Origin of the sequence: Thiosulfativibrio zosterae (assembly GCF_011398155.1) — a bacterium.
Classification (GTDB): domain Bacteria; phylum Pseudomonadota; class Gammaproteobacteria; order Thiomicrospirales; family Thiomicrospiraceae; genus Thiosulfativibrio; species Thiosulfativibrio zosterae.
In genome coordinates this window covers 89,918-115,163 of the sequence record NZ_AP021888.1, presented here as the reverse complement: position 1 = coordinate 115,163, position 25,246 = coordinate 89,918, and the positions used below count along the sequence as shown (strand labels likewise).

Here is a 25,246-nt window from a genome sequence, read left to right as displayed (position 1 = left end):
CCTATGATTTCTGCCTACTCAAACCTTGAAGATTTACTGGCGATTCGGTTCCATGTGAAACACCGCAAACTGGCACACCAGCAAAACCTCCAAAAAAGCGGTGGGCATCGTGCGCTGCGTAAAGGCCGCGGTATGGAGTTTCAAGAAGTCAGACAATATCAAGCAGGTGACGATGTTCGCCACATAGACTGGCGAGTTAGCGCCCGCACCACCGAAACCCACAGCAAAGTGTTCAGTGAAGAACTCGATAAACCGGTGTTGTTTGTGGTTGAACAAACGCCCTGCTGTTTTTTTGGCTCTAAGCATCGTTTTAAGACCGATCAAATTTTGCATATTTTGGCGGCACTGGGCTGGGCAACCCTAAATCAAGGTGATCAGGTGGGCGGTTTGGTGTTTAATCATCAAAACAGCATTTGGATTGACCCAAAACATCAACAACAAACCTTAATGCAATTGTTTCATGCGGGGCTGCAATGCCAGCAAGCGCTCAAAAAACCCAATGTGAGCGATGCCGGTGATTGGCTAAAAGCCCTCAAAAAGCTTCAAAAAATGACCAGGCCTGGTCAAAAATTGATGCTTTTAGGGGATTTTATGGGTTTCCCAGCGGAAGGATTTGGGGTGTTACAAACCTTGAAGCGCCATTGTGATATCAATGCGATTCATGTCTTTGACCCCTTAGAAAAGGATTTGCCCAACCTTGGGCAAGTGCGCCTCAGCGATGGCATAAATGAACAACAGTTAAATGCTGCTGACCGCCAATTGCGCGACGGCTACGCGAGCTTGTATCAAACAGAATGGCAAGCGCTTCAACAACAAATGGCGCGTTTAAAAGTACCGCTGTTAAGTGTTTCGACCGCTGACCTAGCTGCAGAAAGTTTATTTAAACAAGGAGTCTTGCGTTAATGGCCGACCTTGATTCAGCATCTCCAAACCTAGCGCCTGCCAATTTGGCCAAATTAGCTGAACCAGCCCAGCAAGCCCTGCTGGCACAATTGCATGACATTCAACTCCCAGACCCAGTGTCTTGGTGGCCTTTAGCCAACTCTATTTGGGCGGTCATTGTTGGGGTATTAGGTGTTCTCGTGGGGTTAACTTGGTACTATTGGGTGCGTCACCAAAACAATCGTTATCGCCGCGAGGCTTTGGCACTGTTGCAACCTACGCTGGCACAACACTCTGAACCTGCCGCTAAATTAATGGCACTTAATCATTTGCTTAAACAAGTGGCGATTACCCATTATGGGCGACAACGCGTTGCGCCTTTAACCGGTCAAGCCTGGATTGATTTTTTGCAAGACACGGCGATTTACATCGACCAGCCTGACAATCTTGCCGACTTGATGGCGGCCAGTTATCAAACCCAACCCATTTCCGCACAGCAACTGGCTGGCGTGATTGATTATGCGCAAGCTTGGATGAAGGGACATCACAAATAATGACTTTTTTGAGCCTATTCAACTTTCACACCTGGGTGTCTGTCTGGCAAAATCTCAGCTTTATTTGGCCATGGATGGTGGCATTTCTGCCTTTGCCTTGGATAGTGCGCCTGCTTTGGAAACCCGCCGAACAAACCCAAATTCCATTATTAGCGCCCCACCTATTACAACGCTTTAACCGTGCCAATCAATCGCAAGGTTGGCTGGCGCCCAATACCCAATCGGCGGGCATCTCTTGGTTTTTAATTTTATTGTGGGGGTTACTCATCTTGGCCGCCATGCGCCCTATTTGGTATTTAACCCCAACGCCTTTTGAAGAAAGCGGCAAAGACATGATGTTGGCAGTCGACCTGTCGGGTTCCATGGAAAAACAAGATATGCGGGTTGAAGGCCATCCTGCTGACCGTTTAATGGCGGTAAAAAGTGTGGTCGAAAACTTTATCGGCGAGCGCCAAGGCGACCGTTTAGGGCTGATTGTATTTGGTACCCAAGCCTTTTTGCAAAGTCCGCTCACCTACGATCTTAAAACCGTGCAAACCCTGCTTAACGACTCGCAAATTGGCATGGCAGGTAATAACACCGCCATTGGGGATGCCATAGGGCTCACCCTCAAACACCTGCGCCAAATTCACGCAAAATCGGGTGCCGAAAACGCTTTAAAGAAAACCGTATTGATTTTACTCACCGATGGCTCAAACACCGCCGGCGCGGTTGACCCCATCGATGCGGCGCAAAAAGCCCAAGAAATGGGGCTAAAAATTTACACCATTGGCATCGGTGGCCAACAGCGTTTAACGGGCATAGACGCTTTTTTAAACCTTAGCAGTAATGACATGGATATTGCCAGTTTGCAAAAAATTGCCAAATTGACCAATGGCCAATTTTTCCACGCAGCAGACACGGCGCAACTTGACCAGGTTTATCAAACCATTAACCAACTTGAAGCCACCGAACACGAAGTGAACCACTATCGTTTACGCACCGAACTCTTTCAATGGCCTTTAGGGCTTGCTTTATTGCTCAGTTTTATCTTGGCTTGGCGACGCACAGCTCGTGGAGGAAAAGCTTAATGGACTTACATTTTGTGCGCCCTCTTTGGCTCTTAGCCCTACTGCCTTTAGTGCTGCTGTTATGGCGTTTATTTCGCCAAGAACAACAAAAAGGCGCTTGGTCGCAAGTGATTGCCCCGCAATTTCAAACGCTATTGTTACCGCAAAACACCGAAAGTTCACCCAGACTTTGGCCTTTGGTGGGCCTCGGGCTGATTTGGTTGTTAGCCATCATTGCACTGAGCGGCCCCACTTGGAAGCAAGTGAAAATGCCCGCCGAAAGTAACTTGCAAGGCACCGTTGTGGTCTTTGATTTATCACTGTCTATGTTGGCAGACGACCTTAAACCCAATCGCCTCAGTCGCGCCCAATTCAAACTGCGTGACCTGCTCACCCAACACCCAGAAATGGCGGTCGGCATGGTGGTTTATGCCGGTTCTGCACACACCCTAACCCCCATTTCACAAGACAATCAAACCCTGCTAGGACTCTTGCCCAATATATCGCCCACCATGATGCCCAATTATGGCGCTAACCCCTTAGAAGCGATGGAATTGGCCAAGCATTTAATTGAAGGTGCACAGGTTAAACAAGGCCACATTATTTGGATTACCGATGATTTAGAGCCTAAGCAAGAAGAAACCCTTAAAGATTTCTTTAACTCAAACAACCTAACCCTAGCCATTTATGGGGTTGGAACCGCGCTAGGTGGCCCTGTTAAAATCCCAGATTTTGGTCTGCTAAAAGATGAGGAAGGCCGTATTGTGCTACCCAAACTGCCCCTTGAACGCCTGCAAGATTTCGCCAATGAGTTAGACAGCCCACTCCAGCTACTCAGTTTAAACAACAGTGATGTAGATACTCTTTTGCCACCAACACTGGTCACCAGCCAAACCGCTACCAAAGCAGGTGATGATGAAAACACCACGCAAAATCCTTATTTAGATGCCTGGATTGAAGAAGGTGTTTGGTTACTTTGGGGCTTGGTGGTTTTAGCCGCTTTGGCTTTTAGAAGAGGTTGGTTACTTAGCTGGGTGGCATTGCCTGTTAGCTTGGTTTTTTTACAACCTACCCCAACGGTTTATGCGGCAGAGGAAGTCTTAACAGAAACCACCGAACAAAAAGCGCAACCCTCTAAATCTTTTATGCCAGAACTGATTGGCGAAAAACGCGATACCGGCTTGTCTTTTACCGATGCCTTTATCACCCCCGATCGCCAAGGCTATTTACTGTTTGAAAAGCAAGACTATGCCCGTGCCGAAACCCGATTTGAATCCGCCGAATGGAAAGGCGCCAGCTTGTATCGATTGGGGCAATATGCCAAAGCCGCCGAACAATTTGCGCGGGTAAAAACCCCTGAAGGCTTTTACAACCTTGGCAATGCCTTAGCCAAACAAGGCAAACTTGATGAAGCCAAAATCGCTTATGAGGCCGCTCTCAAACAACAACCCAATTTTAAACAAGCCCAAGACAACCTGGACTTAATTGAGCAAATCCTTAATCAACAAAAGCCAACTGAGCCCCCTAAACCTAATCAACAAGCTGGGCAAAATGCGCAAACCCCCAAACCTTCTAATGAGCAGAATGCGCAAAAAGATAACAGCCAAAATTCACAACCGAATGCCGATAATGATTTAAAAAATGGCGGGCAATCTACCGATCCGCGGGATAAAAACGCTGAACAACAAGCCAAACAAAATGCCGGTGAAACGCCCAATAAAAATGCCCAACAAAACTCAGAACAAAGCCAAGGCAGTGAACAAGCCCAACAGCAAGGTGAGTCCGATGCGGCCAAAGAAGGTCAAGAAAACGCTCAAGCCGGCGGTCAGCAAGCGGGGCAAGACATGAACCAAGAATCAGTTCAAGCCGCAGACACCCAACAGAAACTTGAAAACTCTGATGAAAACGGCGAACAACCTTCAAAATTGGGCGAGCAAAGCGATACTGACCTCAATCAAGAAGCGCTGAAAGCACAAGGTCAAATGGGCAGTGCTGCCGCATTAGGCAAAACCGAAAAACAACAAGCCACCCAAACTTGGCTGAACCAAATTCCAGACGAACCGCAACTGTTTTTAAAACGAAAATTTGATTATCAATACCAACAACAAGCGCCGAGCAAAGCTCAGCCTAATGACAAAATATGGTAGCCCTATGATTCACACTGGTCACAAGCACTTTAGCCATCGCCAACGCAGTTGGATACATCTGTTATTTTTGAGTCTTTTTTTGGGGGTTTTCAGCGCCAATTTTAACCAGGCCTGGGCAAAAACCCTGGTCACAGAAGTCGATAATCGGCAAATTGAAATGGGCGATATTATCAGTGTGCGCGTCATTGCCGACTTCCAAAGCTATGCCGCCTCCCCTGATTTTGAAGCCCTAAAAGATCAGTTTGATGTCTTAGGTTCGCAACGCAGTTCCAATATGCAAATCATCAATGGTCAATACAGTTCCACCACCGAATGGCTGGCACAGATGACGCCTAAACAAACCGGTGAACTGCGCATTCCCAGTTTTGAAGTGGAAGGCGCGCGCAGTAATCCTTTAGCCATACGCGTAACTCAAGCCAAGGCTTATGGCACACAAAATCAAATCACTTTTATCGAAGCAGAATTGAACAAGACCTCTGCCTATGTGCAAGAAGAAGTCATTTATAACTTGCGATTTTTTCATCTCGGTCGTTTGGTTGATGGCAGTATTCGACCCCCACAATTTGGCGACTCGCTGGTTAAACAACTCAAAAACCAACAGACATATCAAAAGAAAATCAATGGTCAAATCTATGAAGTGTTTGAGTGGAGTTATGCCTTCTATCCCCAGCAAAGCGGCGAACTGGTGATTGCTCCCCAAGACTTTACCGGTCGTTTGCAATTGGGCAGTCAACTGCGTGCCATTCATGACAACTCGGAAAAACTCACCTTACAAGTGCTGCAAAAACCGAGCTCTTTTCCTGCGCAAGCCAACTGGTTACCCGCCAAAAACATCAGCCTTTCTGAAACCTGGCAAACCGCCAATTCACAACAAAATGAATTGCATGTGGGCGACAGCTTAACCCGCACCATCAAACTCAACGCGTTGGGGCAATTGGGCTCGCAATTACCCGCGCTGGCTTTTGAAAATCAAACAGGCTTACAAATTTACCCTGACCAACCACAAACCCATGAGCAAGCCGCTTTAGATGGTTACCGAAGTGAAAAACTCTTTAAAATGGCGATTATTCCCACCCAAGCCGGCACCCTAACCCTGTCTGCCATTACGCTTAACTGGTGGAATACACAAACCCAAACCTTAGAAACCGCACAGCTACCCGCCAAAACTTTACAGGTTTTGCCAGCACTCAATAACCCAAGTCTTCCAGCGCCTTCACCCGCTAGCAATATGCCCAATGCTTTGCCAGATACTTTGGTTCCACATGAAACCCATGTTGCAAATGCTCCACCATTTTCAAACACCATGCAGTTAGCGTTAAGTGGTTTGGTTGTGCTGCTGTTGGGCGCATGGATTTGGCAATGGCAACAAACCCGCAAACTCAAAAAACAACTTTCGCAGTTGGCGTTAGCACCCATTAATGTTGACGCTCAAATCAGCCCTACACCCACAAATCATTCCCAATGCGATGCCAACCAAACACCTGCAGACTTTTATCGCTGGGTTAATCAGTATTTACAAAACCAGTCAGGCCTACAAAACAACCCAGAACTGACGAAATTACTAAAACCCTTAAAGGCGCATTTATTTCATCAGCAAGCGTTACCTGATGGACTACTCATTAAAATTTGCGACCTGATTAATCAACCACAAACCGCAGAAAAGGCTCAACAAAAACCGCAACTACAAGCCCTTTACCCACAAAAATGACCGTTAATTTCCTGCTGAATTGGGACATTTATCTGGGCTTAATGGTTATTGCGCTCTTAGCCGCAACCCTGTTACCCTTGGGCTCTGAAGCCTTTTTACTCACCCTGGCCGCCCAAGGATATGACATTTGGGCTCTGTGGTTTTGGGCGACACTTGGCAATAGTTTAGGCTCTATCATCAATTATGGCTTGGGGCGCTATCTGCTTCATTATCAAGATAAACGCTGGTTTCCCATCCGCCCACCTACCCTCAATAAAGCGCAAATGCATTTTCAGCGTTATGGTCAATGGAGTATTTTGTTTGCTTGGTTACCCATCATCGGTGATGCCCTCACCCTAGTCGCCGGCATTTTAAAAATGCACTTCGGGCTTTTTGTTGTCCTAGTTATCCTCGGCAAAGGGCTGCGTTATGCGGTTTTAGTCGGTATTCTCAGCGTTGTTTAATTTTCAGAAACCGCAGTTGCGCACAGCTAATCATTGCCAATATTTATTATTAAATAAAACCCTATAGTTTTTAACTAACTCAATCATTAAAACTTACAATTCGCCAAGACATAATTCATAAGTTAATATTATCCACGAACAAACAAAACTTATGAGATGCCACACACCCTCTCATACTTTCAACGATGATGGAGAAAACTATGGAAAATATCGTATCACTACCCCGCTTAAATGAAGCTGCGCCCGCCTTTGATGCTGTCACCACGCATGGCCGTAAAACACTTGAAAGCTACAAAGGCAAATGGCTAATTTTATTTTCGCACCCAGCGGATTTCACGCCAGTTTGTACAACAGAGTTTATGGCTTTCCAAGCGCGTAAACCGCAATTTGATGCGCTTAATTGTGAACTGCTTGGTCTTTCAATCGACTCGCACCATTCACACAATGCATGGGTTTTAAACATCAAAGAAAAGTTTGGTGTGGATATTGAGTTCCCAATCATCGCAGACCTAGACATGAAAGTGGCCAAAGCCTATGGCATGGTTCACCCAGGTGCAGCAGATACCTCAGCGGTACGTGCCACTTTCATCATCGACCCTGTTGGGAAACTACGCGCCATGATGTACTATCCTATGAGCAATGGTCGCTCTATGGATGAATTTGTTCGCCTAGTAACCGCCATGCAAACATCAGACGCGCACGCTTGCGCAACCCCAGAAGCATGGCAACCAGGCGACAAGGTCATCGTGCCACCCGCAGCCACGGTTGAAGAAGCCAAAGCAAGAATGGCATCAAAAGAATTTGAATGTGTGGATTTTTACTTCTGTAAAAAATCCATCTAATATTCAAATTGCTCTCTCCTAGCAGGCAATCCTAAAACCGCTGAATTTCAGCGGTTTTTTTTGCTTAAAATAAAGTAAAGCCAAGCAGGCTAAAGCCTGCGCCCCAGAATTGTTACAAACAAAGAGGCGAAGGCTTTAGCCTTCTTTCATAAACCAACGCTCAAAATTACCGCCATGCCGTTTACATTTTTAAGCATTCAAAACACCTAAAATTAACCAGGCCTGATCAAAATTAAACGCTAAAATAACTTTTTAATTGCCAAAAAACCTAAGCAGGCTAAAGCCTGCGCCCCAATATTTTTAAAAACACAGGGGCTAAGGCTTTAGCCTTCTTTTATTAACCACCGCGCAAAGCTTTGGGTTATTTTTGTATAATCATTTAGCCCTTAAGCGCACAACATTTAAATCTTGGAGCCAGTCTTGAAGTTAATTTTTTTGGTCTTTTTGCTAACCGTAACCCACGCTTGCACCCCACAAATGGCTTATCAATCTGGACAGGAATGGCAAAAAAATGAGTGTTATAAAATCGCTAGCCCCAGTGAACGAGAACGCTGTTTAGAAAACATCAACCCAGCCTATGAAACCTATCAACAGCAAATTAAGCGTCCCAGTGACCCTAAAGAGTAAAGTCAATTGCTTAATACTATAAGACCCCAATCTCCCTATCCTTTGCCCTTGTATGATGAGGGAACAGGCAAGTCTTATTTGATTGATGCTTGGTCAAACGATTTGCGAGTGTTTGAGGATCAGTATGGGGTTTCACATGAAACCTTTTATCACCGTAGTTTTTTTGTGGGCAAGGGTGAGTTGCGTGATGAATTGAAAGCGGTTTTGCCGATGATTTGGTTGGATTGGGTCAATGAGATTTCAACGGTTTATCGCCAACCCATTGCGCAGCTTAATGGCTGGCAAACCGCTATGCCACAGTTAATGATGATTCGGTTAATGCATCATCATCGTGATTTTTACGAATGGGTTGGTCAACTGGCACAAACTCAAGACGGTGGTTATTTAAAACTGGTATGGACCCTAGCCGATGTACAAAACCATCCATTACCCGTGCAAGAGGCCTTTTTATTGAGTTTACCTGGGCAACCCAGAGCAGAATTTTTAAGTCGTTTAAGCGGTGTGACTTTAAGCAAAACCCAGGCGTTAAAAACCCGCAAAGTGATGTTGGATAGTTTGCAGACCTCTCGAAATGAGGTGATTCAGTTTTTAAAATTGTTGGCGAACCCACTGTTTAATCAAGTCTTAGCGGATGCCGAGTTTGTGCGCCTAGGTGCCTTGAGCGAATTGCGCAAACTCCCCGAATTTTTGTGGATGGGTAAAGTGTGGCAAGCCCTAAGCTGGCTTAAGCAAATCGAGATTAATCGCATTTTTCCACCTATCATTTTAGAGGCCAAACCGACTCAACAAAAACAAATTCAAAAAGCCTTAGCGCAGGTGTCAGACTGGCACGAGTTGGAAGATTGCTTGTGGCAGTTGGTCAATCAGTTGGCACAAAATGCCGATTTCCCCAAACCACCTTTGGCAGGTTCAGAGGTTTTAAAGCCCATCACCAGCGGCAAGGATTTAAAAAACGAAGGCAAAGCCATGCAGCATTGTGTGGGGGGTTATGGCTCTGAGGTGGTGAAAGGTCAGAGTTATTTTTATCATTAGGCGGGCGATGCCACCTTGCCTTTAGAGCTCACTTTGCAGCTTAAACCTGTGCCTAAAAGTTCGCAGTGGTTTTTGTATGAAGCCTTGGGGTTTAAAAATAAATCGATTGAACCGCAAGATTGGGCGTATTTAAAACAACAACTTGCCAACCTCAATCCGCCTTGGGGATATTTGCTGCACAAAACGCCCATTGCAGGCTTAATGCACCATGATTTTAACCAGGCCTGGTCAAATTTAACGCAATATCAGGCTTTAAAACTGCAAATTGAAACCGATAATCCTTATGATGCCAATGCCATCGCCGTTTTAACCCCAGAGGATTTAAAGCTGGGTTATGTGCCACAAGACAATAAAGGTGAGTTATTGAGTTGGTTGCGCCAAAATGCAGACCTTAAGGTTCGGTTAAATTATTTAAAACCCCATTATGCGACCATCAGCATTTACCTTGCTCCTGCTGACTAAATCTGGCACATTAGACCCCATCAATTAACAAATTTAATACAACCCACCCAGTAAACAAGGCGGCATTTATGAGTGATTCAACCCCGTTTTCAACTTTTGAAGATATTAATAGCCAACAACAGACAATTCTGCGCACTTGGTTATTGGACAGATTGCCGCAAATTCAAGCCACTTTACTCAATTTAAAACCGCAAGAAAGCTCTGAGCAAATTTTGACACAACTAGAAGCCATAAAACCCTGGGTTGCTTTGCTGGATAATTGGTCGCCCACTTATGGGCAGTTGTTATTGAAAATTGTGAAAAGCCCCAGCGCCGTTAATTTAGATAACCTAGAAGGCTTTTTGCTAAATGCCATCCACCAAATTGCACAACTAAAATCGGCACAGGTTTTGGACCCAGACCTAAAGCCGATTGTGGATGAACTGGCACAGTTGTTAACCCAGCTCACTTTTAAAGCCATCGATATGTTGTTTGCGCTGGCAATCGCCCTCGAAACCCCCACCCAAACCGAACCCCTGAATTTACAAGTGTCCGCTGCCGACTCCACACAATTGCAGGCTTTAATTAATCGCTATCAGCAGCAACAATTGCAAAAAGCACCTTTGTTTCAGTGGATAACCGCGCTCAAGAAAAATGCAGTTGCCATTTTGCTCGTGGTTTTAGCGTTATTACTTTGGGCAAGTTTTTCTTAACAGTGGCTGTCTCTAGCAAATGATGCACCTTGCCCAATCAAGGGTAAATTTATGCTTTAAGTGATTTAAAAGCAGGCTGAAGCCTGCGCCCCACAAGTTATTACCAACACTGGGGCGCAGGCTTTAGCCTTCTTTTGTAAACCAACGCTTAAAGATGATCGCCATGCCGCCTTGATTTTAAGCATTTAAAACGCTAAAAAATAACCAGGCCTGGTCAAAATTAATCGCTAAACTAATCTTTTTAGATAACTAAAAAACCGTCAGCAGACTAAAGCCTGCGCCCCACAAGTTATTACAAACACTGGGGCGAAGGCTTTAGCCTTCTTTTATAAACCAACGCTTAAAGATGATCGCCATGCCGCCTTGATTTTATTCACTTAAAACTCTAAAAAATAACCAGGCCTGGTCAAAATTAATCGCTAAACTAATCTTTTTAGTTATCTAAAAAACCGTCAGCAGACTAAAGCCTGCGCCCCAGCGGCAGCATTTAGGCGGTTAGCTGATTGAAAAGTCGGTTACCTGCATGACAATCTTAGGAGTTTTGCTGATGTTAGAGTTTACAGAATACACGCGCTTTTTGATTGGATTATTGGCCATCGTCGACCCCATCGGGGTTATCCCGATTTTTTTAGCCATGACGGTGAATTATGCGTTAGAAGAAAGACGCAAAATTATTCAGATGATTATCATCGCCGTGGTGAGCATCCTGTTTGTGGCGCTACTTTTTGGCGAAATCTTGCTGGAGTTTTTTGGTATTTCGATTAATTCCTTCCGCGTGGGCGGCGGGATTTTGCTGTTGCTCATGGCCATTAACATGATGCAAAGTAAAGACGATGCCGCCAGAAAAGGCAAACCCAGCGAGTTTAAAGACCATAATGGATCCATTGCAGTCGTGCCTTTGGCAATGCCCCTATTGGCTGGGCCAGGCGCCATCAGTGCCGTGATTATTGAAGCCCATCGGCATGACACGGTGATGCATTATGCCTTTTTGGGATTCATCATTTTAATCTTGGGGATGATTATTTGGGCGCTATTCCAACTCACCCCTTGGCTATCAAGACACTTAAGCATGATGGGAATTAGCATCATCACTCGCATTATGGGCTTACTCTTAGCGGCCATTTCGATTGAATTTATTGCTAATGGCCTCAAAGGTTTGTTTCCCAGTTTAGCCAGTTAGACCAGGTTGGTTTAAGTGATCAAGTGTCTAGCGGTGGCAAAGGATTGCGACTGCCAACCGCATCGCTTATGGATTCAAAGCCATCCTTTTTCAGCAATTCCACCAACCCACGATTAATTTCACCCATCACCTGTGGACCTTCGTAAATCATGCCGGTAATCATTTCTAGCAAGTTTGCCCCCGAAGTAATTTTTTCGTAAGCATCTTCTGCGGTGAAAATGCCACCCACCCCAATAATGGTGAGCTTGCCCCGCGTGCGCCGATAGACATGGCGAATTACTTGGGTGCAGATGCGTTGTAAGGGCAAACCGCTCATGGCACCTTTATGAAAAATCAGTTCGTCTTTCACATATTCTTGATTAAATTCCGGCTTGGCTAAATTGGTTAACACCACGCCATTCATGCCATGTTTCACACAGGCATCCACAATAATATTGATTTCATCCAGCGTTAAATCCGCCGCCAACTTTACATAAATGGGTTTATCCGCCGGACGAATGGCGCTAATGGCAGCCAACAAAGCATCTAAGTTTTCTGGGTTTACAAAAGGTTCGCCGTCTTGCGTATTGGGGCATGAAATATTAATGGTGAAGTAATCGCCGATATTTTCGAAGGCTTTTAAGGTTTTTAGATAATCCGCCATGGATTCCTGTAAATCAAACTCAGGGTTTAAATTAGATTTTGCGGCATTGATGCCAATCGGAATGGCAAAATTTTTGCCCGCCAAACGGCTGGAAATTTTTTCTGAACCTTGATTGTTCAACCCATACCAAACCAAAATGGATTTGGATTTCGGCATCCGAAACAAGCGACGCCCCACGCCAGGATTCCCCGGACAAATCTCGCCGGTAAAAGAGCCCAACTCCGCAAACCCAAACCCCAGTTCGGGATAAACATCGGTGAGTTCACCATCTTTATCAAACCCCGCTGACAACCCCAAAGGGTTGCGATAATGAATACCATCCACAAGCGTGTTTAAACTGAGGTCTTCAAAATAAAACAGCTTGCGTAACACCCAACGACCAAAACCGCCAGAACCCATCCATAAACCAAAGGCTTTGAGTTTGTTATGAGCAACTTCAGGTGGCCATAAGAATATCAAGGGTCTTAAGACCCAGCGATAGACAAAATAGTTTAATAATCCTTTCAAATCATAATAAGTTTTCATGGCAGACCTCCTAAATGAGAAAGCCTATTATTTGGCATAGTTTTGATTGTACGCCTTTGCGCAAAAATTTCATAAGCATCAGATTATTATGATATTTTTATATTCTTATTTCATTCAAAAATTGCCCAAAAATGACCAGGCCTGGTTAAATTTACGCTAAAATCGACTTAAAAACGAACTTCCTTAGGGGGTCAAAATGAAAGCCGCAGAGCGATTTGTAAAGTGCCTAGAAGCCGAAGGTGTTGAGTATATTTTTGGTATTCCGGGCGAAGAAAACCTCGATTTACTGAATGCATTACAAGCCTCTTCAATCAAATTAGTGGTCACGCGTCACGAGCAAGCAGCCGGGTTTATGGCTGCCACCTATGGTCGCTTAACCGGCAAGGCAGGCGTTTGTTTAGCCACACTAGGACCTGGCGCCACCAACCTAGTCACTGCCGCAGCCTATGCGCAATTAGGCGGCATGCCCATGGTGATGATCACGGGACAAAAGCCCATTAAAACTTCAAAACAAGGGCAGTTTCAAATCATCAATGTGGTGGACATGATGCGACCCATCACCAAATACACCCAACAAATCAGCAGCGCCCATAATATCCCCGCCCGCATTCGTGAAGCCTTTCGCTTGGCCGAAACCGAACGACCTGGTGCCGTACATTTAGAATTACCAGAAGACATCGCGCGTGACACCACCGATGCACCCCTCATTCCCCCAACCCAAACTCGGCGCCCTTTGGCCGAAACCAAAGCCATTGCCAATGCGGTTGAGCTCATTCAAAAAGCCCTACGCCCCATTATTTTAGTCGGCGCTGGCGCTAATCGTAAAAGCACCGGCAAAATGTTACGCCAATTGATTGACCAAACCGGCATCCCCTTTTTAAGCACGCAAATGGGCAAAGGCGTGGTAGACGAACGCCACCCCCTTTACTTAGGAACAGCGGCCTTGTCGGATAATGATTGGGTTCATCAAGCCATTAAACAAGCCGATTTGATTATCAATATCGGGCATGATGTTATCGAAAAACCGCCCTTTTTTATGCAGGCCGATGGTTTTAAAGTCATCCACATTAACTATCTTTCGGCAGCGATTGACCCAGTTTATTTTCCGCAAGTCGATGTCGTGGGCGACATTGCCAACAGTATTTATCAAATCAGTGAAGCCTTAAAAAATTGTTTCACGGGAAACCCCAATGCGTTTCATAGCTATCTGGCCTCTTTAAAATCGCATCTCGCCGAAAACGCTAACAACCTACAATTTCCGCTCATTCCCCAACGCTTGGTGCACGACATCCGCCAAGTCATGCCTGAAGATGGCATTCTCACCCTAGATAATGGTCTATACAAAATTTGGTTTGCCCGCAATTATTTGGCTTATCACCACAACACCCTTTTGTTAGACAATGCGCTGGCAACCATGGGCGCAGGCTTGCCCTCTGCCATCGCCACCAAACTGGTCTATCCGCAGCGTAAAGTCATGGCCATTTGTGGAGATGGTGGATTTATGATGAATTCACAAGAATTGGCGACCGCTGTGCGCTTAAAACTGGATTTAATTATTTTGGTGCTCAACGACAATGCTTACGGCATGATTGAATGGAAACAACAATCCATGGGCTTTGCGCCTTTTGGGCTTGAACTCAACAATCCAGACTTTAAAGCCTATGCTGAAAGCTATGGCGCGATTGGTCATTTGCTCACTCGCACCGAAGAACTGCAAGGATTGATTGAAAAATGTTTTCACATCCCTGGCGTGCATCTTATTGAAGTGCCTATGGATTATCACGATTGTGTTCAACGATTAGGATAATCATTCAAAATAGTCTGCGCAAAATTGCGGCGAGCATTTTATAATGGAGTTCTTTAAAACCTTTTTTGCCAGCCCTTTTGGAGAATCTCATGATTTTGGACCGCCTTGAGCACGCCGACCGCTATTTAGCCATTCACCCAGGCATTGCCAAAGCCATTAGCTATTTAGAACACAAAGACTTGTCAGGTTATGAAGTGGGGAAACATGTCATAGATGGGGAAAACCTATTTGTGATTATTGACGAATACGAAACCGTTGCGGTAGAAACCACCGAATACGAATCCCACAAAACCTACATAGACTTACAAGTGGTTTTAAAAGGCCAAGAAGACATGGGCATTTTACCGCTTAATGGGCAAATCCCCAGCAAAGCCTACAACCCCGAAAAAGATTTTCAATTGTTTTCGCGTGATGAACCCAATGGTTTTATGATTACCGTCACAGAAGGCATGTTTGCCATCTTCTTCCCCACCGACGCGCATATGCCCTGTATTGGCGTACCCGCAAGACCGGTACGCAAAGCGGTTTTTAAAATTCGCGCTTAAATGAGCAACCTTGCCAATCAAGCGCTTAGCCATTAAAGCTTGTTATTTAAGTATTTCAAAAAACCGATTACTTTTTTTCAACTCGACAAGCTTTCAAGTCTTCATTAGTTTGTGCTTTGGCAATGCAGTTGCGGCGAGTGTCCAAATTTTGCAGCATACCCTGTTTGCGTTGCTCAAAAACATCGCTTTTTAAGATTTCTCTAGACTGTTTTTCTGCGACCTCACAAGCCCTGTATTCTTCTTTAGTTTTGGCAGCTTTAATACACGCATCTGCCTTTTGTAAAATCTCTATGCGCTGTTGATGCGAATAGGATTCTATTTCAACTTTATTATTAGCCAATACCGAACTGGTGGCTCCCAATAAACCCAATCCTAAAATCCATACCTTTTTCATTATAAAATCCTCAATTGATTGACCGCCTGCTTAATATAGCGAGTTTCATGCAATAACTACAACTTGAACGGCACAATTGTCTAAAATGACTCGTGAGCCATTTTCTAACGGGAGAAAACCATGGACTTTTTTGCATTTGTCATCGCCAGTTCTGTGCTGGCATTTATCTACCTACTCATGGCCGTCAAGGTTGTGCCACAATCAGACCAATGGGTCATTGAACGCCTTGGTAAATACCACCGCACCCTAGAAGGTGGTTTGAGTTTTATCATTCCGTTTATCGATACCATACGCGCCACCTACACCACCCAAGAACAAATTGTCGATATTCCGCGTCAAATCGTCATTACCAAAGACAATGTCAGCATTAACATTGATGCGGTGGTGTTTATCCGAATCAACAATGGCGCACAAGCCACCTATGAAATTCTAGATTTAAAACACGCAGTATCGCAATTAGCACAGACCACTCTGCGTTCTGAAATCGGCCGCTTAGAACTCGATGAAACCCTCAGCTCGCGTGGTGATTTAAATGCCGCACTGCTCAGTGCACTTGACCAAGCCAGTGCCACTTGGGGGGCAAAAGTGACGCGTGTAGAAGTGGCGGATATTTCTGTGCCTCAAGCCGTGCAAACGGCAATGGAGTTACAAATGGAAGCCGAGCGTCGCCGTCGCGCCACCGAAACCGAAGCCGAAGGGGAAAAGAACGCCACCATTATGCAAGCCGAAGGAGAGCGCCAAAAAGCCTTTAAACAGGCCGAAGCCGTTGAGCGTATGGCGGATGCGGTGCGTTACGAAAAAGAACAACATGCCAGCGGTGAACAAAAAGCCATGGAGTTGATTAACGAAGCCATGGCAAACAATGCCAATGCTGCGGAATTTTTATTGGCCAAAGACCGCATTAAAGCCTTTGCTGGCCTAGCCGCAAGCGACTCTGCCAACAAGGTGGTGGTGCCCATGGAAGCGACTGAATTAGTGGGGTCTTTGTCGCTGCTGACCAGCTTATTGAATAATCAAAGCCCTAAAGGATAAACCCACATGGAACCTTTATTAAACGAAATCCCCGCCTGGTGGATGATTGGCATAGGCTTGGTGCTGATGGGTGCTGAATTGTTTTTAACGCTGTTTGTGCTGTTGTTTTTTGGGTTAGGGTTTATTTTGGTGGGTTTAGCCAGTTTCGGCTGGCACACCTCCGGTGAGGTGCAATTGCTCAGTGCTATGTTGATTGGTTTAGCGCTGACTTTTGCATTAAGAGGCTTCTTTTTAAAAACCCTCAATCGTGAGAGCTTAACTCTAGAAACCTTGCAAACCGGTGAAACGGGTGAGCTTATTGAACATCAAGGGCAACTTAGGGTCAATTACAAAGGCACCAGCTGGGCAATTCAAAAAGCCCCCAACCAAACCTTTAAAGCCGGTGATTTGGTCAAAGTGATCCAATTAAAAAACAATATGGCACAGGTTGAAGCTTTAACTGAAAACTCATAAAAAACCCAATCTCTAGATTGTCCAGCAGGCTAAAGCCGGCGCCCCATACTAAATTCTGTCCTATCTGGGGCGAAGGCTTTAGCCTTCTGTTTAATTCAACTTAATTCAGCGTTTTTAGCGCTGGTTCCCACACCAAATCAGCACGAGTTTCTAGGCGCTGAGTCATTTGTTCTGCACTCAATGGACGGTCAAAGTAATAACCCTGAATGAAAATCTCAGGATAAGCGCTGAGCAACGCCATTTGTGAGGCCATTTCTACCCCTTCAGCAACCACTTTCATGCCTAAGGCTTTGGCCATTTCTATGGTGTGATGAATAATCAAACGGTCGGTCGCATGGTTTTGCATTTTTTGAATAAAGGCCTGATCGATTTTCAATTCAGACAAGTTAAATTGGTCAATATAAGCCAAATTAGAATAACCAGTCCCATAATCATCTAAGGCAAAATGACAGCCATTTTCTTGTAGCGTATTTAACTCTTTACGAATACGCACATCCTCATCGACCATCACCGATTCGGTTACTTCAAAAATCACCTGCTTACACAAGACATTTGACGCTTTAACTTCTTTTTGCAACATGTCAGTGAGTTTAGGATTGCGTAATTGTACGGCAGATAAGTTAATCGAAATGGACACATGTTGAATGGGGTAAGCCGCTAACCAAATTTGGTATTGCTTTAAGGCCTCACGAACCACCCAAAGCCCCACTTCTTCAATCAAGCCCATCTCTTCTAAGACGGGAATAAAATGCTTAGGTGAAACCAAGCCTCGGCTTGGATGTTGCCAACGAATTAAAGCCTCTAAACCGCTCAGTTGATAACCTTGCATAGATACCTGAGGTTGATACACCAAGTAAAACTCATGATTGGCTAGGGCGAGTTTTAAATCATTTTCCATGCTCAGTTTTTCATAGGCCGCTTCGCGCATCATCAAACTGTAAAATTGATAACTTCTGCGGTGATTGCGTTTAATGTCGTACATGGCTGTGTCGGCGGCAGAAATCAAACTTTCTGCCGTGCTGCCATCTCGTGGGTAAACACTCATGCCCATGGTTAAACCAATTTGCAGCGAATAATCGCCCACTTTAAAGGGCTTCTCAAAACAACTCACCACACTTTCAGCCGCGTAAATCAATTGCTGATCATCCAGTATGCCTGCCATAAAAATCACAAACTCATCACCCCCAAAGCGCGCCACCAGATTGGGAGATTTAAATTGTGCATTTAGGGTATCTGCAATCACTTTTAAGAGTTGGTCACCCACCAAATGTCCTAGAGAGTCATTAATGGATTTAAAAAAGTCCAAATCCAAAAAGATGACCCCGACTTGAGGGGTGATCTGAGAAACTTCATCTTTGGGGTGAAATTGAATAAAACGATTGATGGTGTCTTGCAATAAACGGCGGTTGGGTAATTGCGTTAAAACATCGTGATTGGCTAAAAACACCAGCTGTTGTTCGGCCTGTTTTTTATCGGTAATGTCTGAAAAAATGGCAATGTAATGGGTGACTTCATTTTGCTCGTTCTTTAAGGTGCTGATTAGCAACCACTCAGGAAACACTTCACCAGATTTTGAGCGATTCCAAATTTCACCTTGCCAACGACCTTCGCGATTGAGGGTGTGCCATAATTTTTCATAAAAAACTTTATCTTGGCGACCAGAACGCAAGATGATCGGTGTTTTACCCAGCACATCGGCTTCGGTATAACCGGTAACATCAATAAAGGCTTGGTTAATACTTAAAATGTGTTGATTAGCATCGGTAATCATGATGCCTTGCGGACTGTCATCATGCACTCGAGCCATCAACTGTAAGGCTTGCGCCACTTGGGTTTTTTCGCGAATTTCGTCTTGCAAAGTATGAACCAGTGTTGATAAGGAGTTGGCCAAAATGCCAACTTCATCTTGTTGTTTAACGGTGGGAATGCGAATATCCATATCGCCTTTTTGAATACCATCGGCAGCCGCGGTCAGCTTTTCTAAATGGCGTGTTGAGCCAGACACCACGCGCCAAACCACAGCCCACAATACCAACATCATCACCAGTAACAGCAGGATGATTTTCACTTTTAAATCATTCACCACGGCAGTGACATCTTGCATTTTTTCTTGAGCCACCACAACCCATTGCAACATGGCATTTTCCGGTGACTGCTCATAAACCACCGAGGTCATATAGGTGTGATTGTCTGGCCAATTTTCTATGGCAAAGCCTTGGTGTTCGCTTAATAAGGCCTGATCAAATGCGGCTAAACCACTGAGGTTAAATGCCCCAGAAGGCAGTTTTTCTGTACCCATCAACAAAGAGCCATCAGCCTTGGCAACCATCAAATTGACATGCTGTAAGTTGGAGGATGACAATAACTTATGGCGCATTTCAAACGCCCAGTCCCAACCTAAATGCCCACAAATCACGCCTAACAGTTTGCCGTTTTCATCTTTTATCGGCGCTGATACATCCACCAAACGCAAGGGTAAATCATCCCATTTTGGCTTAGGCATGATTTTGGCCAGTAAAAAAGCGTCATGCACACTGCCTAAATGCAGGCCTTTTGAACCTTCTAAAAACCAACTGCGTTTAGCGACACTTTTGCCCACCAATAAGTTGTCTGTGCCGGCCAAAATATTACCCTGGTCATCGGTCATGCCGATCCAAGCATAATAAGGATAAGCCTTACGCATTTTTTCAAAGATGGCGCGTTTTTGAGTCATAGAAACTTGCGGGTTTTGAATATCGGACAAGGCGGTCAGCATTTGAATTTCATTACCGCGACTCTGCATGTCTTTATTCAGCTGAAACGCCATACCACTGGCTAATTGATGCAATAATTCGGCACGATTGGCTTCAATCATCGTTTGACCTTGTTTCACCGAAATCCAAGTGATGATGAGGGTAACCACAAAAACCGCACTCAACAAAAGCAGTAACAAACGACTGCGCAGAGAATGAAAAAGCGCCATAAAAAAATTCCCAGACAAAAAACAATGAATCGATTATAAAGCAACCCCACGAAACCTAATCAAAAATTATGTGGTTTTAGCAAGGTTAAGCTTTGCTTAATTTTGTAGCGGGTGAATCTCTTTGCAAAGACTGCTTTAAAAACATACAATCGAGCAATACTTTTAAACACACTGCCCTACTGTAAAGGTTGAATCATCATGCTGCCCAAACTGGGATTTTTATCTGTCAAAACGCCAAAGTTGTCTGTTTTTGTTGGGGTGAGCTTACTCAGCCTTCTGAGCTTTCCTACTTTTGTATGGGCTGAAAAACCGCCTGTTGCAGTGATTGCCTATCAAGTCACGCCCATTACCCAAACAGCCACGCTCAATGCACTCGGTCGATTACAAGCCAAACAATCGGTTGACCTAGCCGCCACCGTGACCGAAAGAATCCAAAGTATGTCTTTCAGTGAAGGCCAAAGTGTTAAAAAAGGTCAGCTTTTGATTGAACTGGATGCCCAAGAAGAAAATGCCCAATTGGAAGAAGCCAAGGCACTGGCTGCCGAAGCGCAACGCCAATATCAACGCGTTAAAGACATCGAAAATAAAGGGTCGGTGACGCAATCAATGATTGACGAAAAATATCGTCAGTGGCAAACCGCTCAGGCACAAATTAAAGTGATTGAAGCGCGCTTGGCCGACCGCCGCATTATCGCCCCGTTTGATGGGCAATTGGGTTTTAGCCAATTTTCGGTGGGGGCGCTGGTCACCCCCGGCAATAAAATTGTGAGCCTAGACGACACCAGCGAAATGTATCTGGATTTATTTGTGGCGACCCGCTATTTATCCCAATTAAACATCGGACTGCCCATCACCCTAACCGCACCGGCGTTTCCCAAGCAAACCTTTAGCGGCAAAATCATTGCCATCTCACCACGCCTCGAAGCCGATCTGCGTTTGATCAAAGTCAGAGCGCTGATTGCCAACCCGCAACAACAGCTTAAAACCAATATGTCGGTGCAAGCCCGTTTGCAACTTAGCCCACAAACCCAACTGCGCGTGCCCAATACCGCCTTAATCATGTTGGGCGACCAAACCTTTGTTTATCAACTATTGGCGGACCAAAACAACACCTATAAAACCAAAAAAACACTGATTAAACTCGGTGAAATGGGGGTTTCTAGCAGTGAAGTGGTCGAAGGTTTAAAAGCCGACAGCTTGGTGGTTAGCCAAGGCGTATTAAGTTTAAAACCTAATAAACCGGTCACTATCAAAGCCATCGAAACAGGTCAATCGCAAGAAGACTTGCTCAAACCCAAGGCTAAAAAATCTGATGCCGCCCCTTCTAAAACCGCACAACCCGCTCCTGAGGCTTTATAAATGTGGCTATCTGATACCGCTGTTAAACGCCCCGTGCTGGCCACGGTGGTTTCTTTGTTATTGCTCGCCTTTGGGTTAATGGCGTTTGACCGCATGAGCCTGCGTGAATATCCCAATGTGGACCCACCGATTGTCAATATCACCACCAACTATCTCGGTGCCTCCGCCAGCGTGGTCGAAAGTCGCATTACCAAAATCATCGAAAACCGTATTTCGGGGGTGGCGGGCATTCAATCCATTGAATCCACCTCCAGCGATGGACGCTCCAGCATTAAGGTGGAGTTTGGCATTAACAACGACATAGACAATGCCGCTAACGATATTCGCGATCGTATTGCTCGCATTATGGACAACCTGCCCGAACAAGCCGATCCACCAGAAGTGCAAAAAGTGGATGGCGATGAAAGCGTTATTTTGTGGCTTAACCTCAACAGTGATCGGATGAGCGTGCCACAGCTAACCGACTATGCCGAACGCTATTTGCTCGACCGGTTTTCGGTACTCGATGGCGTTGCCAATGTGCGCATCGGTGGCGGCCAATCACTGGCATTACGCATTTGGCTCGACCCCGCCAAAATGGCCACCTATAACCTCAGCACCCAAGACATCGAAACCCAACTGCGTGCCGCTAATATTGAATTGCCTATCGGCTCAATTCAAGGCCAACATGTACAATTCAGTGTGCAGTCAGACAAACCCTTAAAAACCGTTGAAGACTTCCAAAACTTAGTCATTAAACAAGCCCAACCTTTGGGTCAAATCCTGCTGAAAGACATTGCCAAAGTCACCCTTGGATCGATTGAAAATCGCCGACTTTTTAAAGGCAATGGTCAGCCGATGGTCGGTATCGGGATTATCAAACAATCCACCGCCAATACGCTTACGGTTGCCAAACTGGCGCGTGAACGCCGCATCGAAATCAATAAAACCCTCCCCGAAGGGCTGCACTTGGCCGAAAGTTTTGATGCCTCGGTGTTTGTAGACCAAGCCATTAACGAAGTGTTTAAAACCCTGTTCATCGCCCTTGGCCTGGTGGCTTTGGTGATGTTACTTTTCTTAAAAAGTTGGCGTGCCGCTTTGGTACCCATCGTCACCTTACCCGTGTCGCTCATTGCCACCTTTTGGATCTTGTGGATGCTCGGTTTCTCCATCAATCTGCTCACTTTGTTAGCCTTAGTCTTGGCAATTGGTTTGGTGGTGGATGATGCCATCGTCGTGTTGGAAAACACCCAACGCCACATCGAAAAAGGCTACACCCCGCTTGCCGCCGCCTTTTTGGGCACGCGCCAAGTTGGTTTTGCCGTGGTCGCCACCACCTTGGTATTGGTCGCGGTTTTCTTACCCATTGGCTTTTTAGAAGGCCAAATCGGCCGCTTGTTTTCAGAGTTTGCCATCACGCTCTCTGTGGCGGTTATTTTCTCGAGTTGGGTAGCCTTAACCCTGTCGCCTGCCTTGGCATCGTTTATTTTAAAAGCCAAAAAGCCCAAACTGATCCCCACTGCAAACAAGCGCCGTTTTAAACCTTCCCTGTTTAAAAAATGGCTGGTTAAAAGCCTGCGTTATCCGCTGATTGGCTTGGCTTTTTTTGTGACCATTATGGGCGCTGGTTTTTATTACGGACAACAAATTGCCCAAGAATATGTGCCCTCTGAAGACCGTGGGGTTTTCTATGTGCAGGTCAAAGGCCCCGAAGGCGCTACCTTTGAATACATGACCAGCTACATGACCGAAATCGAAAATCGGCTGATGTATCTCACCGAAAACGGTGAGGCCAAGCGCCTATTGATTCGTGCGCCACGCTCCTTTAGCAACAGCGAAATCTTTAACAGCGGTTTTGTCATTGTCGTGTTAAACGACTGGTCGGTGCGTCGCCCTGCGGCCGATATTATGAAAGAAGTCCGTAAAAAACTCGGCGACCTAAGCGGTGTTAAAGCCGTGCCTGTGATGCGCTCCCCCATTGGCGGGCGTGTGCAACCGCCGGTGCAATTTGTGATCGGTGGCAATAGTTATGCGCAACTCGAGGACTGGAAAGCCTTAATGGACAAGGCAATTCGTGACAACAACCCAGGCCTTAACTCCATTGACTGGGATTATGAACCCAACAAACCTCAAGTGCGCCTCAGCATTGACTATAACAAAGCCGCCTCACTGGGCATTTCTTACCAAGCCCTTAGTGAAACCCTGCAAGTATTATTAGGCGGTAAAAAAGTCACCACCTTCCCTTATGAGGGCGAAGAATACGACATTTATCTCAAAGCCGAACATGAGCTGTTTCAATCGCCCAAAGATTTAGAAGCCCTTTATATTCGCTCAGCAACCAGCCAGCAAATGATTCCCCTAGCCGCCTTTGCGACCTTAACCACGGAAGGCGTTGCCTCTAGCCTTAATCGTTACAATCGGGTGCGTTCCATGACACTGACCGCCAAATTAGACGAAGGCTATTCGTTGGGCGATGCACTGACTTACCTCAACCAACTCTCGCGTAAAACCTTGCCAGAAGAAGCCGTGATTGCCTACAAGGGCGATTCCAAAGATTTCCTTACCTCAAGCAATGCGTTTTATTTTGTGTTCTTGTTTGGGATAGCGGTTATCTTTTTGGTGCTCTCCGCACAATTTGAAAGTTTCTTGCATCCGTTTGTGATTTTAATGACTGTGCCTTTAGCCTTAGCCGGCGGACTCTTTGCGCTTTACAGTTATGGCATGACACTCAATATTTACAGTCAAATTGCCTTGGTGTTACTCATCGGTTTGGCAACCAAGAACGGTATCTTGATTGTGGAGTTTGCCAACCAATTGCGCGACCGCGGCCTGTCGCACAAACGCGCGCTGATTGCCGCCACGCAATTGCGTTTACGACCCATCCTCATGACCAGCGTCACCACTGTGGTGGGTACCATTCCGCTCATTTTATCCAGCGGCGCTGGCGCTGAAACCCGCTATATTTTGGGCATTGTATTGTTTTGGGGCGTGGCCTTTTCAACCCTGCTCACGCTGTGGATTATCCCAACCATTTACAGCCTATTAACACGCCACAGCGGTTCGCCTTTGGCCCGAACTCACGCGCTAGAACAACAACTTGAAAACAACAAAAACCATCAAAATCAGGCCTAAATTTAACCAGGCCTGGTTAGAATTTAAAGCATTTTCAATCCCTTAATAAAGGTTAGTTGCGTTACAATAACGATAATAACAAGCTGGACTCAAGTAGGAGATAACCATGATTCAACAATCTATTAATGAAATCAGTCACCATTTTAGTCAAGTCATTCAAACTTTAGAAACAGATCGCGAAGCCGTTGGCGTCACCAAACAAGGTGAACTCTGTGCCATTATTTTGCCGGTTGATCAATTTATTCCCCAACAAAGTTTTGGCGAAAAGTTGAATCATTGGTTAGCACAAAACCAAACTTCATTATCTCAAGACAACCCTTTTGAAACGACTCGCGACACCTCATCTGGGCGAGACTTTTCATGGTAAGCAACTTTACAAATCTACAATATCTGCTCGACTCCAACCTTATCTCAGAACCCACCAAGCCAAAACCTTGTCTAAATGTCATTCAAAAGCTTAATCTCAATGAGCGTATGATGGGCGTTCCTTCATTGGTCATCCATGAAATGCAATACGGCTACCTAAAAATGCCGGAAGGACAACGCAAAAATGCGATCGCTGAGTATTTAAAAGGCGTTGTCAGTCTATTGCCCGTATTAAATTACGATGAAAAATCTGCGCGTATCCATGCTGAAATTCGCGCTCATTTGCAGACCCAAGGAATGACCCTGCCCTTTGTAGATGGGCAAATTGCCGCTATTGCAATTGCCAATGGTTTAACTTTAGTCACTCGCAATACCCAAGACTTTCAAAGAATACCCGGCATTCGATTAGAAAATTGGTTTTCATAGGAAGA

The 25,246-nt window shown here is 45.4% G+C and carries 23 protein-coding genes; 20 read left to right on the top strand and 3 right to left on the bottom strand.

Annotation, left to right across the window (positions count from 1 at the left end; genetic code table 11):
* The first annotated feature begins 3 nt into the window (after positions 1-3).
* The 12 genes from THMIRH_RS00465 to THMIRH_RS00410 all read left to right on the top strand — a co-directional run bounded on the left by THMIRH_RS00465 (position 4) and on the right by THMIRH_RS00410 (position 11,618).
* A complete protein-coding gene (locus THMIRH_RS00465; RefSeq protein ID WP_173289689.1) occupies positions 4-903 on the top strand; it encodes a DUF58 domain-containing protein in 900 nt (299 codons plus the stop codon).
* Positions 903-1,436: a DUF4381 domain-containing protein gene (locus THMIRH_RS00460; protein WP_173289687.1), complete on the top strand. Its 534-nt coding sequence runs from the start codon at positions 903-905 to the stop codon at positions 1,434-1,436. The genes THMIRH_RS00465 and THMIRH_RS00460 overlap by 1 nt, the downstream gene beginning before the upstream one ends.
* Complete coding sequence (locus tag THMIRH_RS00455) at positions 1,436-2,506, top strand: VWA domain-containing protein (protein WP_173289685.1); 1,071 nt, start codon at positions 1,436-1,438, stop codon at positions 2,504-2,506. The genes THMIRH_RS00460 and THMIRH_RS00455 overlap by 1 nt, the downstream gene beginning before the upstream one ends.
* Entirely contained in the window at positions 2,506-4,632 is a 2,127-nt protein-coding gene (locus tag THMIRH_RS00450; protein WP_173289683.1) for a VWA domain-containing protein, read from the top strand. The genes THMIRH_RS00455 and THMIRH_RS00450 overlap by 1 nt, the downstream gene beginning before the upstream one ends.
* 4 nt (positions 4,633-4,636) lie before the next feature.
* Positions 4,637-6,340, top strand: coding sequence for a BatD family protein (locus THMIRH_RS00445; RefSeq protein WP_173289681.1), 1,704 nt, complete (start codon positions 4,637-4,639; stop codon positions 6,338-6,340).
* Complete coding sequence (locus tag THMIRH_RS00440) at positions 6,337-6,783, top strand: YqaA family protein (protein ID WP_173289679.1); 447 nt, start codon at positions 6,337-6,339, stop codon at positions 6,781-6,783. The genes THMIRH_RS00445 and THMIRH_RS00440 overlap by 4 nt, the downstream gene beginning before the upstream one ends.
* A gap of 200 nt (positions 6,784-6,983) precedes the next feature.
* On the top strand, positions 6,984-7,625 hold the full coding sequence (locus THMIRH_RS00435; protein WP_173289677.1) for a peroxiredoxin: 642 nt from the start codon (positions 6,984-6,986) through the stop codon (positions 7,623-7,625).
* A 420-nt stretch (positions 7,626-8,045) separates the two neighbouring features.
* Positions 8,046-8,252, top strand: coding sequence for a hypothetical protein (locus THMIRH_RS00430; protein WP_173289675.1), 207 nt, complete (start codon positions 8,046-8,048; stop codon positions 8,250-8,252).
* Positions 8,253-8,258: 6 nt separating this feature from the next.
* Positions 8,259-9,284 carry a PcfJ domain-containing protein gene (locus THMIRH_RS00425; protein ID WP_173289673.1) on the top strand — a complete coding sequence of 342 codons (1,026 nt, stop codon included), beginning with the start codon at positions 8,259-8,261 and terminating at the stop codon, positions 9,282-9,284.
* Between the two features lie 15 nt (positions 9,285-9,299).
* A complete protein-coding gene (locus tag THMIRH_RS00420) occupies positions 9,300-9,746 on the top strand; it encodes an HIRAN domain-containing protein (protein WP_173289671.1) in 447 nt (148 codons plus the stop codon).
* Positions 9,747-9,814: 68 nt separating this feature from the next.
* Complete coding sequence (locus tag THMIRH_RS00415) at positions 9,815-10,438, top strand: hypothetical protein (RefSeq protein WP_173289668.1); 624 nt, start codon at positions 9,815-9,817, stop codon at positions 10,436-10,438.
* Positions 10,439-10,985: 547 nt separating this feature from the next.
* Complete coding sequence (locus THMIRH_RS00410) at positions 10,986-11,618, top strand: YchE family NAAT transporter (RefSeq protein ID WP_173289666.1); 633 nt, start codon at positions 10,986-10,988, stop codon at positions 11,616-11,618.
* 19 nt (positions 11,619-11,637) lie between these two features.
* Here the strand turns inward: THMIRH_RS00410 and THMIRH_RS00405 are convergent, their stop codons facing one another.
* Positions 11,638-12,786: a quinone-dependent dihydroorotate dehydrogenase gene (locus THMIRH_RS00405; protein WP_173289664.1), complete on the bottom strand. Its 1,149-nt coding sequence runs from the start codon at positions 12,784-12,786 to the stop codon at positions 11,638-11,640.
* A gap of 196 nt (positions 12,787-12,982) precedes the next feature.
* Here THMIRH_RS00405 and THMIRH_RS00400 point away from each other — a divergent pair, with 196 nt between their 5' ends.
* Both THMIRH_RS00400 and THMIRH_RS00395 read left to right on the top strand, forming a co-directional pair.
* Positions 12,983-14,593, top strand: coding sequence for an acetolactate synthase large subunit (locus tag THMIRH_RS00400; RefSeq protein ID WP_173289662.1), 1,611 nt, complete (start codon positions 12,983-12,985; stop codon positions 14,591-14,593).
* Positions 14,594-14,682: 89 nt separating this feature from the next.
* Positions 14,683-15,138, top strand: a complete 456-nt coding sequence (locus THMIRH_RS00395; protein ID WP_173289660.1) for a NanQ anomerase/TabA/YiaL family protein — start codon at positions 14,683-14,685, stop codon at positions 15,136-15,138.
* Positions 15,139-15,205: 67 nt separating this feature from the next.
* On the opposite strand, the gene THMIRH_RS00390 is transcribed toward THMIRH_RS00395, so the two are convergent.
* Entirely contained in the window at positions 15,206-15,532 is a 327-nt protein-coding gene (locus THMIRH_RS00390) for a hypothetical protein (protein ID WP_173289658.1), read from the bottom strand.
* A 120-nt stretch (positions 15,533-15,652) separates the two neighbouring features.
* Between THMIRH_RS00390 and THMIRH_RS00385 the strand changes: the two genes are divergently transcribed.
* Positions 15,653-16,564 (top strand): SPFH domain-containing protein, encoded by a 912-nt coding sequence (locus THMIRH_RS00385; protein ID WP_173289656.1) that lies wholly within the window; start codon positions 15,653-15,655, stop codon positions 16,562-16,564.
* Positions 16,565-16,570: 6 nt separating this feature from the next.
* A complete protein-coding gene (locus tag THMIRH_RS00380) occupies positions 16,571-17,017 on the top strand; it encodes an NfeD family protein (protein ID WP_173289654.1) in 447 nt (148 codons plus the stop codon).
* Between the two features lie 100 nt (positions 17,018-17,117).
* Here THMIRH_RS00380 and THMIRH_RS00375 read toward each other — a convergent pair whose 3' ends face one another.
* Positions 17,118-19,979, bottom strand: a complete 2,862-nt coding sequence (locus THMIRH_RS00375; RefSeq protein ID WP_173289652.1) for a bifunctional diguanylate cyclase/phosphodiesterase — start codon at positions 19,977-19,979, stop codon at positions 17,118-17,120.
* Between the two features lie 198 nt (positions 19,980-20,177).
* Here THMIRH_RS00375 and THMIRH_RS00370 point away from each other — a divergent pair, with 198 nt between their 5' ends.
* The 4 genes from THMIRH_RS00370 (at position 20,178) to THMIRH_RS00355 (ending at position 25,241) form a co-directional block, all read left to right on the top strand.
* Positions 20,178-21,338: an efflux RND transporter periplasmic adaptor subunit gene (locus THMIRH_RS00370; protein WP_173289650.1), complete on the top strand. Its 1,161-nt coding sequence runs from the start codon at positions 20,178-20,180 to the stop codon at positions 21,336-21,338.
* Positions 21,339-24,449: an efflux RND transporter permease subunit gene (locus tag THMIRH_RS00365; RefSeq protein WP_173289648.1), complete on the top strand. Its 3,111-nt coding sequence runs from the start codon at positions 21,339-21,341 to the stop codon at positions 24,447-24,449.
* Between the two features lie 106 nt (positions 24,450-24,555).
* A complete protein-coding gene (locus tag THMIRH_RS00360; RefSeq protein ID WP_173289646.1) occupies positions 24,556-24,816 on the top strand; it encodes a type II toxin-antitoxin system Phd/YefM family antitoxin in 261 nt (86 codons plus the stop codon).
* Positions 24,810-25,241 carry a type II toxin-antitoxin system VapC family toxin gene (locus THMIRH_RS00355; RefSeq protein ID WP_173289644.1) on the top strand — a complete coding sequence of 144 codons (432 nt, stop codon included), beginning with the start codon at positions 24,810-24,812 and terminating at the stop codon, positions 25,239-25,241. The genes THMIRH_RS00360 and THMIRH_RS00355 overlap by 7 nt, the downstream gene beginning before the upstream one ends.
* Positions 25,242-25,246 lie beyond the last annotated feature (5 nt).

Coding starts and splice junctions, on each gene's coding strand:
- THMIRH_RS00465 (WP_173289689.1), top strand. CDS start 4: ATGATTTCTGCCTACTCAAACCTTGAAGATTTACTGGCGATTCGGTTC.
- THMIRH_RS00460 (WP_173289687.1), top strand. CDS start 903: ATGGCCGACCTTGATTCAGCATCTCCAAACCTAGCGCCTGCCAATTTG.
- THMIRH_RS00455 (WP_173289685.1), top strand. CDS start 1,436: ATGACTTTTTTGAGCCTATTCAACTTTCACACCTGGGTGTCTGTCTGG.
- THMIRH_RS00450 (WP_173289683.1), top strand. CDS start 2,506: ATGGACTTACATTTTGTGCGCCCTCTTTGGCTCTTAGCCCTACTGCCT.
- THMIRH_RS00445 (WP_173289681.1), top strand. CDS start 4,637: ATGATTCACACTGGTCACAAGCACTTTAGCCATCGCCAACGCAGTTGG.
- THMIRH_RS00440 (WP_173289679.1), top strand. CDS start 6,337: ATGACCGTTAATTTCCTGCTGAATTGGGACATTTATCTGGGCTTAATG.
- THMIRH_RS00435 (WP_173289677.1), top strand. CDS start 6,984: ATGGAAAATATCGTATCACTACCCCGCTTAAATGAAGCTGCGCCCGCC.
- THMIRH_RS00415 (WP_173289668.1), top strand. CDS start 9,815: ATGAGTGATTCAACCCCGTTTTCAACTTTTGAAGATATTAATAGCCAA.
- THMIRH_RS00410 (WP_173289666.1), top strand. CDS start 10,986: ATGTTAGAGTTTACAGAATACACGCGCTTTTTGATTGGATTATTGGCC.
- THMIRH_RS00405 (WP_173289664.1), bottom strand. CDS start 12,786: ATGAAAACTTATTATGATTTGAAAGGATTATTAAACTATTTTGTCTAT.
- THMIRH_RS00400 (WP_173289662.1), top strand. CDS start 12,983: ATGAAAGCCGCAGAGCGATTTGTAAAGTGCCTAGAAGCCGAAGGTGTT.
- THMIRH_RS00395 (WP_173289660.1), top strand. CDS start 14,683: ATGATTTTGGACCGCCTTGAGCACGCCGACCGCTATTTAGCCATTCAC.
- THMIRH_RS00390 (WP_173289658.1), bottom strand. CDS start 15,532: ATGAAAAAGGTATGGATTTTAGGATTGGGTTTATTGGGAGCCACCAGT.
- THMIRH_RS00385 (WP_173289656.1), top strand. CDS start 15,653: ATGGACTTTTTTGCATTTGTCATCGCCAGTTCTGTGCTGGCATTTATC.
- THMIRH_RS00380 (WP_173289654.1), top strand. CDS start 16,571: ATGGAACCTTTATTAAACGAAATCCCCGCCTGGTGGATGATTGGCATA.
- THMIRH_RS00375 (WP_173289652.1), bottom strand. CDS start 19,979: ATGGCGCTTTTTCATTCTCTGCGCAGTCGTTTGTTACTGCTTTTGTTG.
- THMIRH_RS00370 (WP_173289650.1), top strand. CDS start 20,178: ATGCTGCCCAAACTGGGATTTTTATCTGTCAAAACGCCAAAGTTGTCT.
- THMIRH_RS00365 (WP_173289648.1), top strand. CDS start 21,339: ATGTGGCTATCTGATACCGCTGTTAAACGCCCCGTGCTGGCCACGGTG.
- THMIRH_RS00360 (WP_173289646.1), top strand. CDS start 24,556: ATGATTCAACAATCTATTAATGAAATCAGTCACCATTTTAGTCAAGTC.
- THMIRH_RS00355 (WP_173289644.1), top strand. CDS start 24,810: ATGGTAAGCAACTTTACAAATCTACAATATCTGCTCGACTCCAACCTT.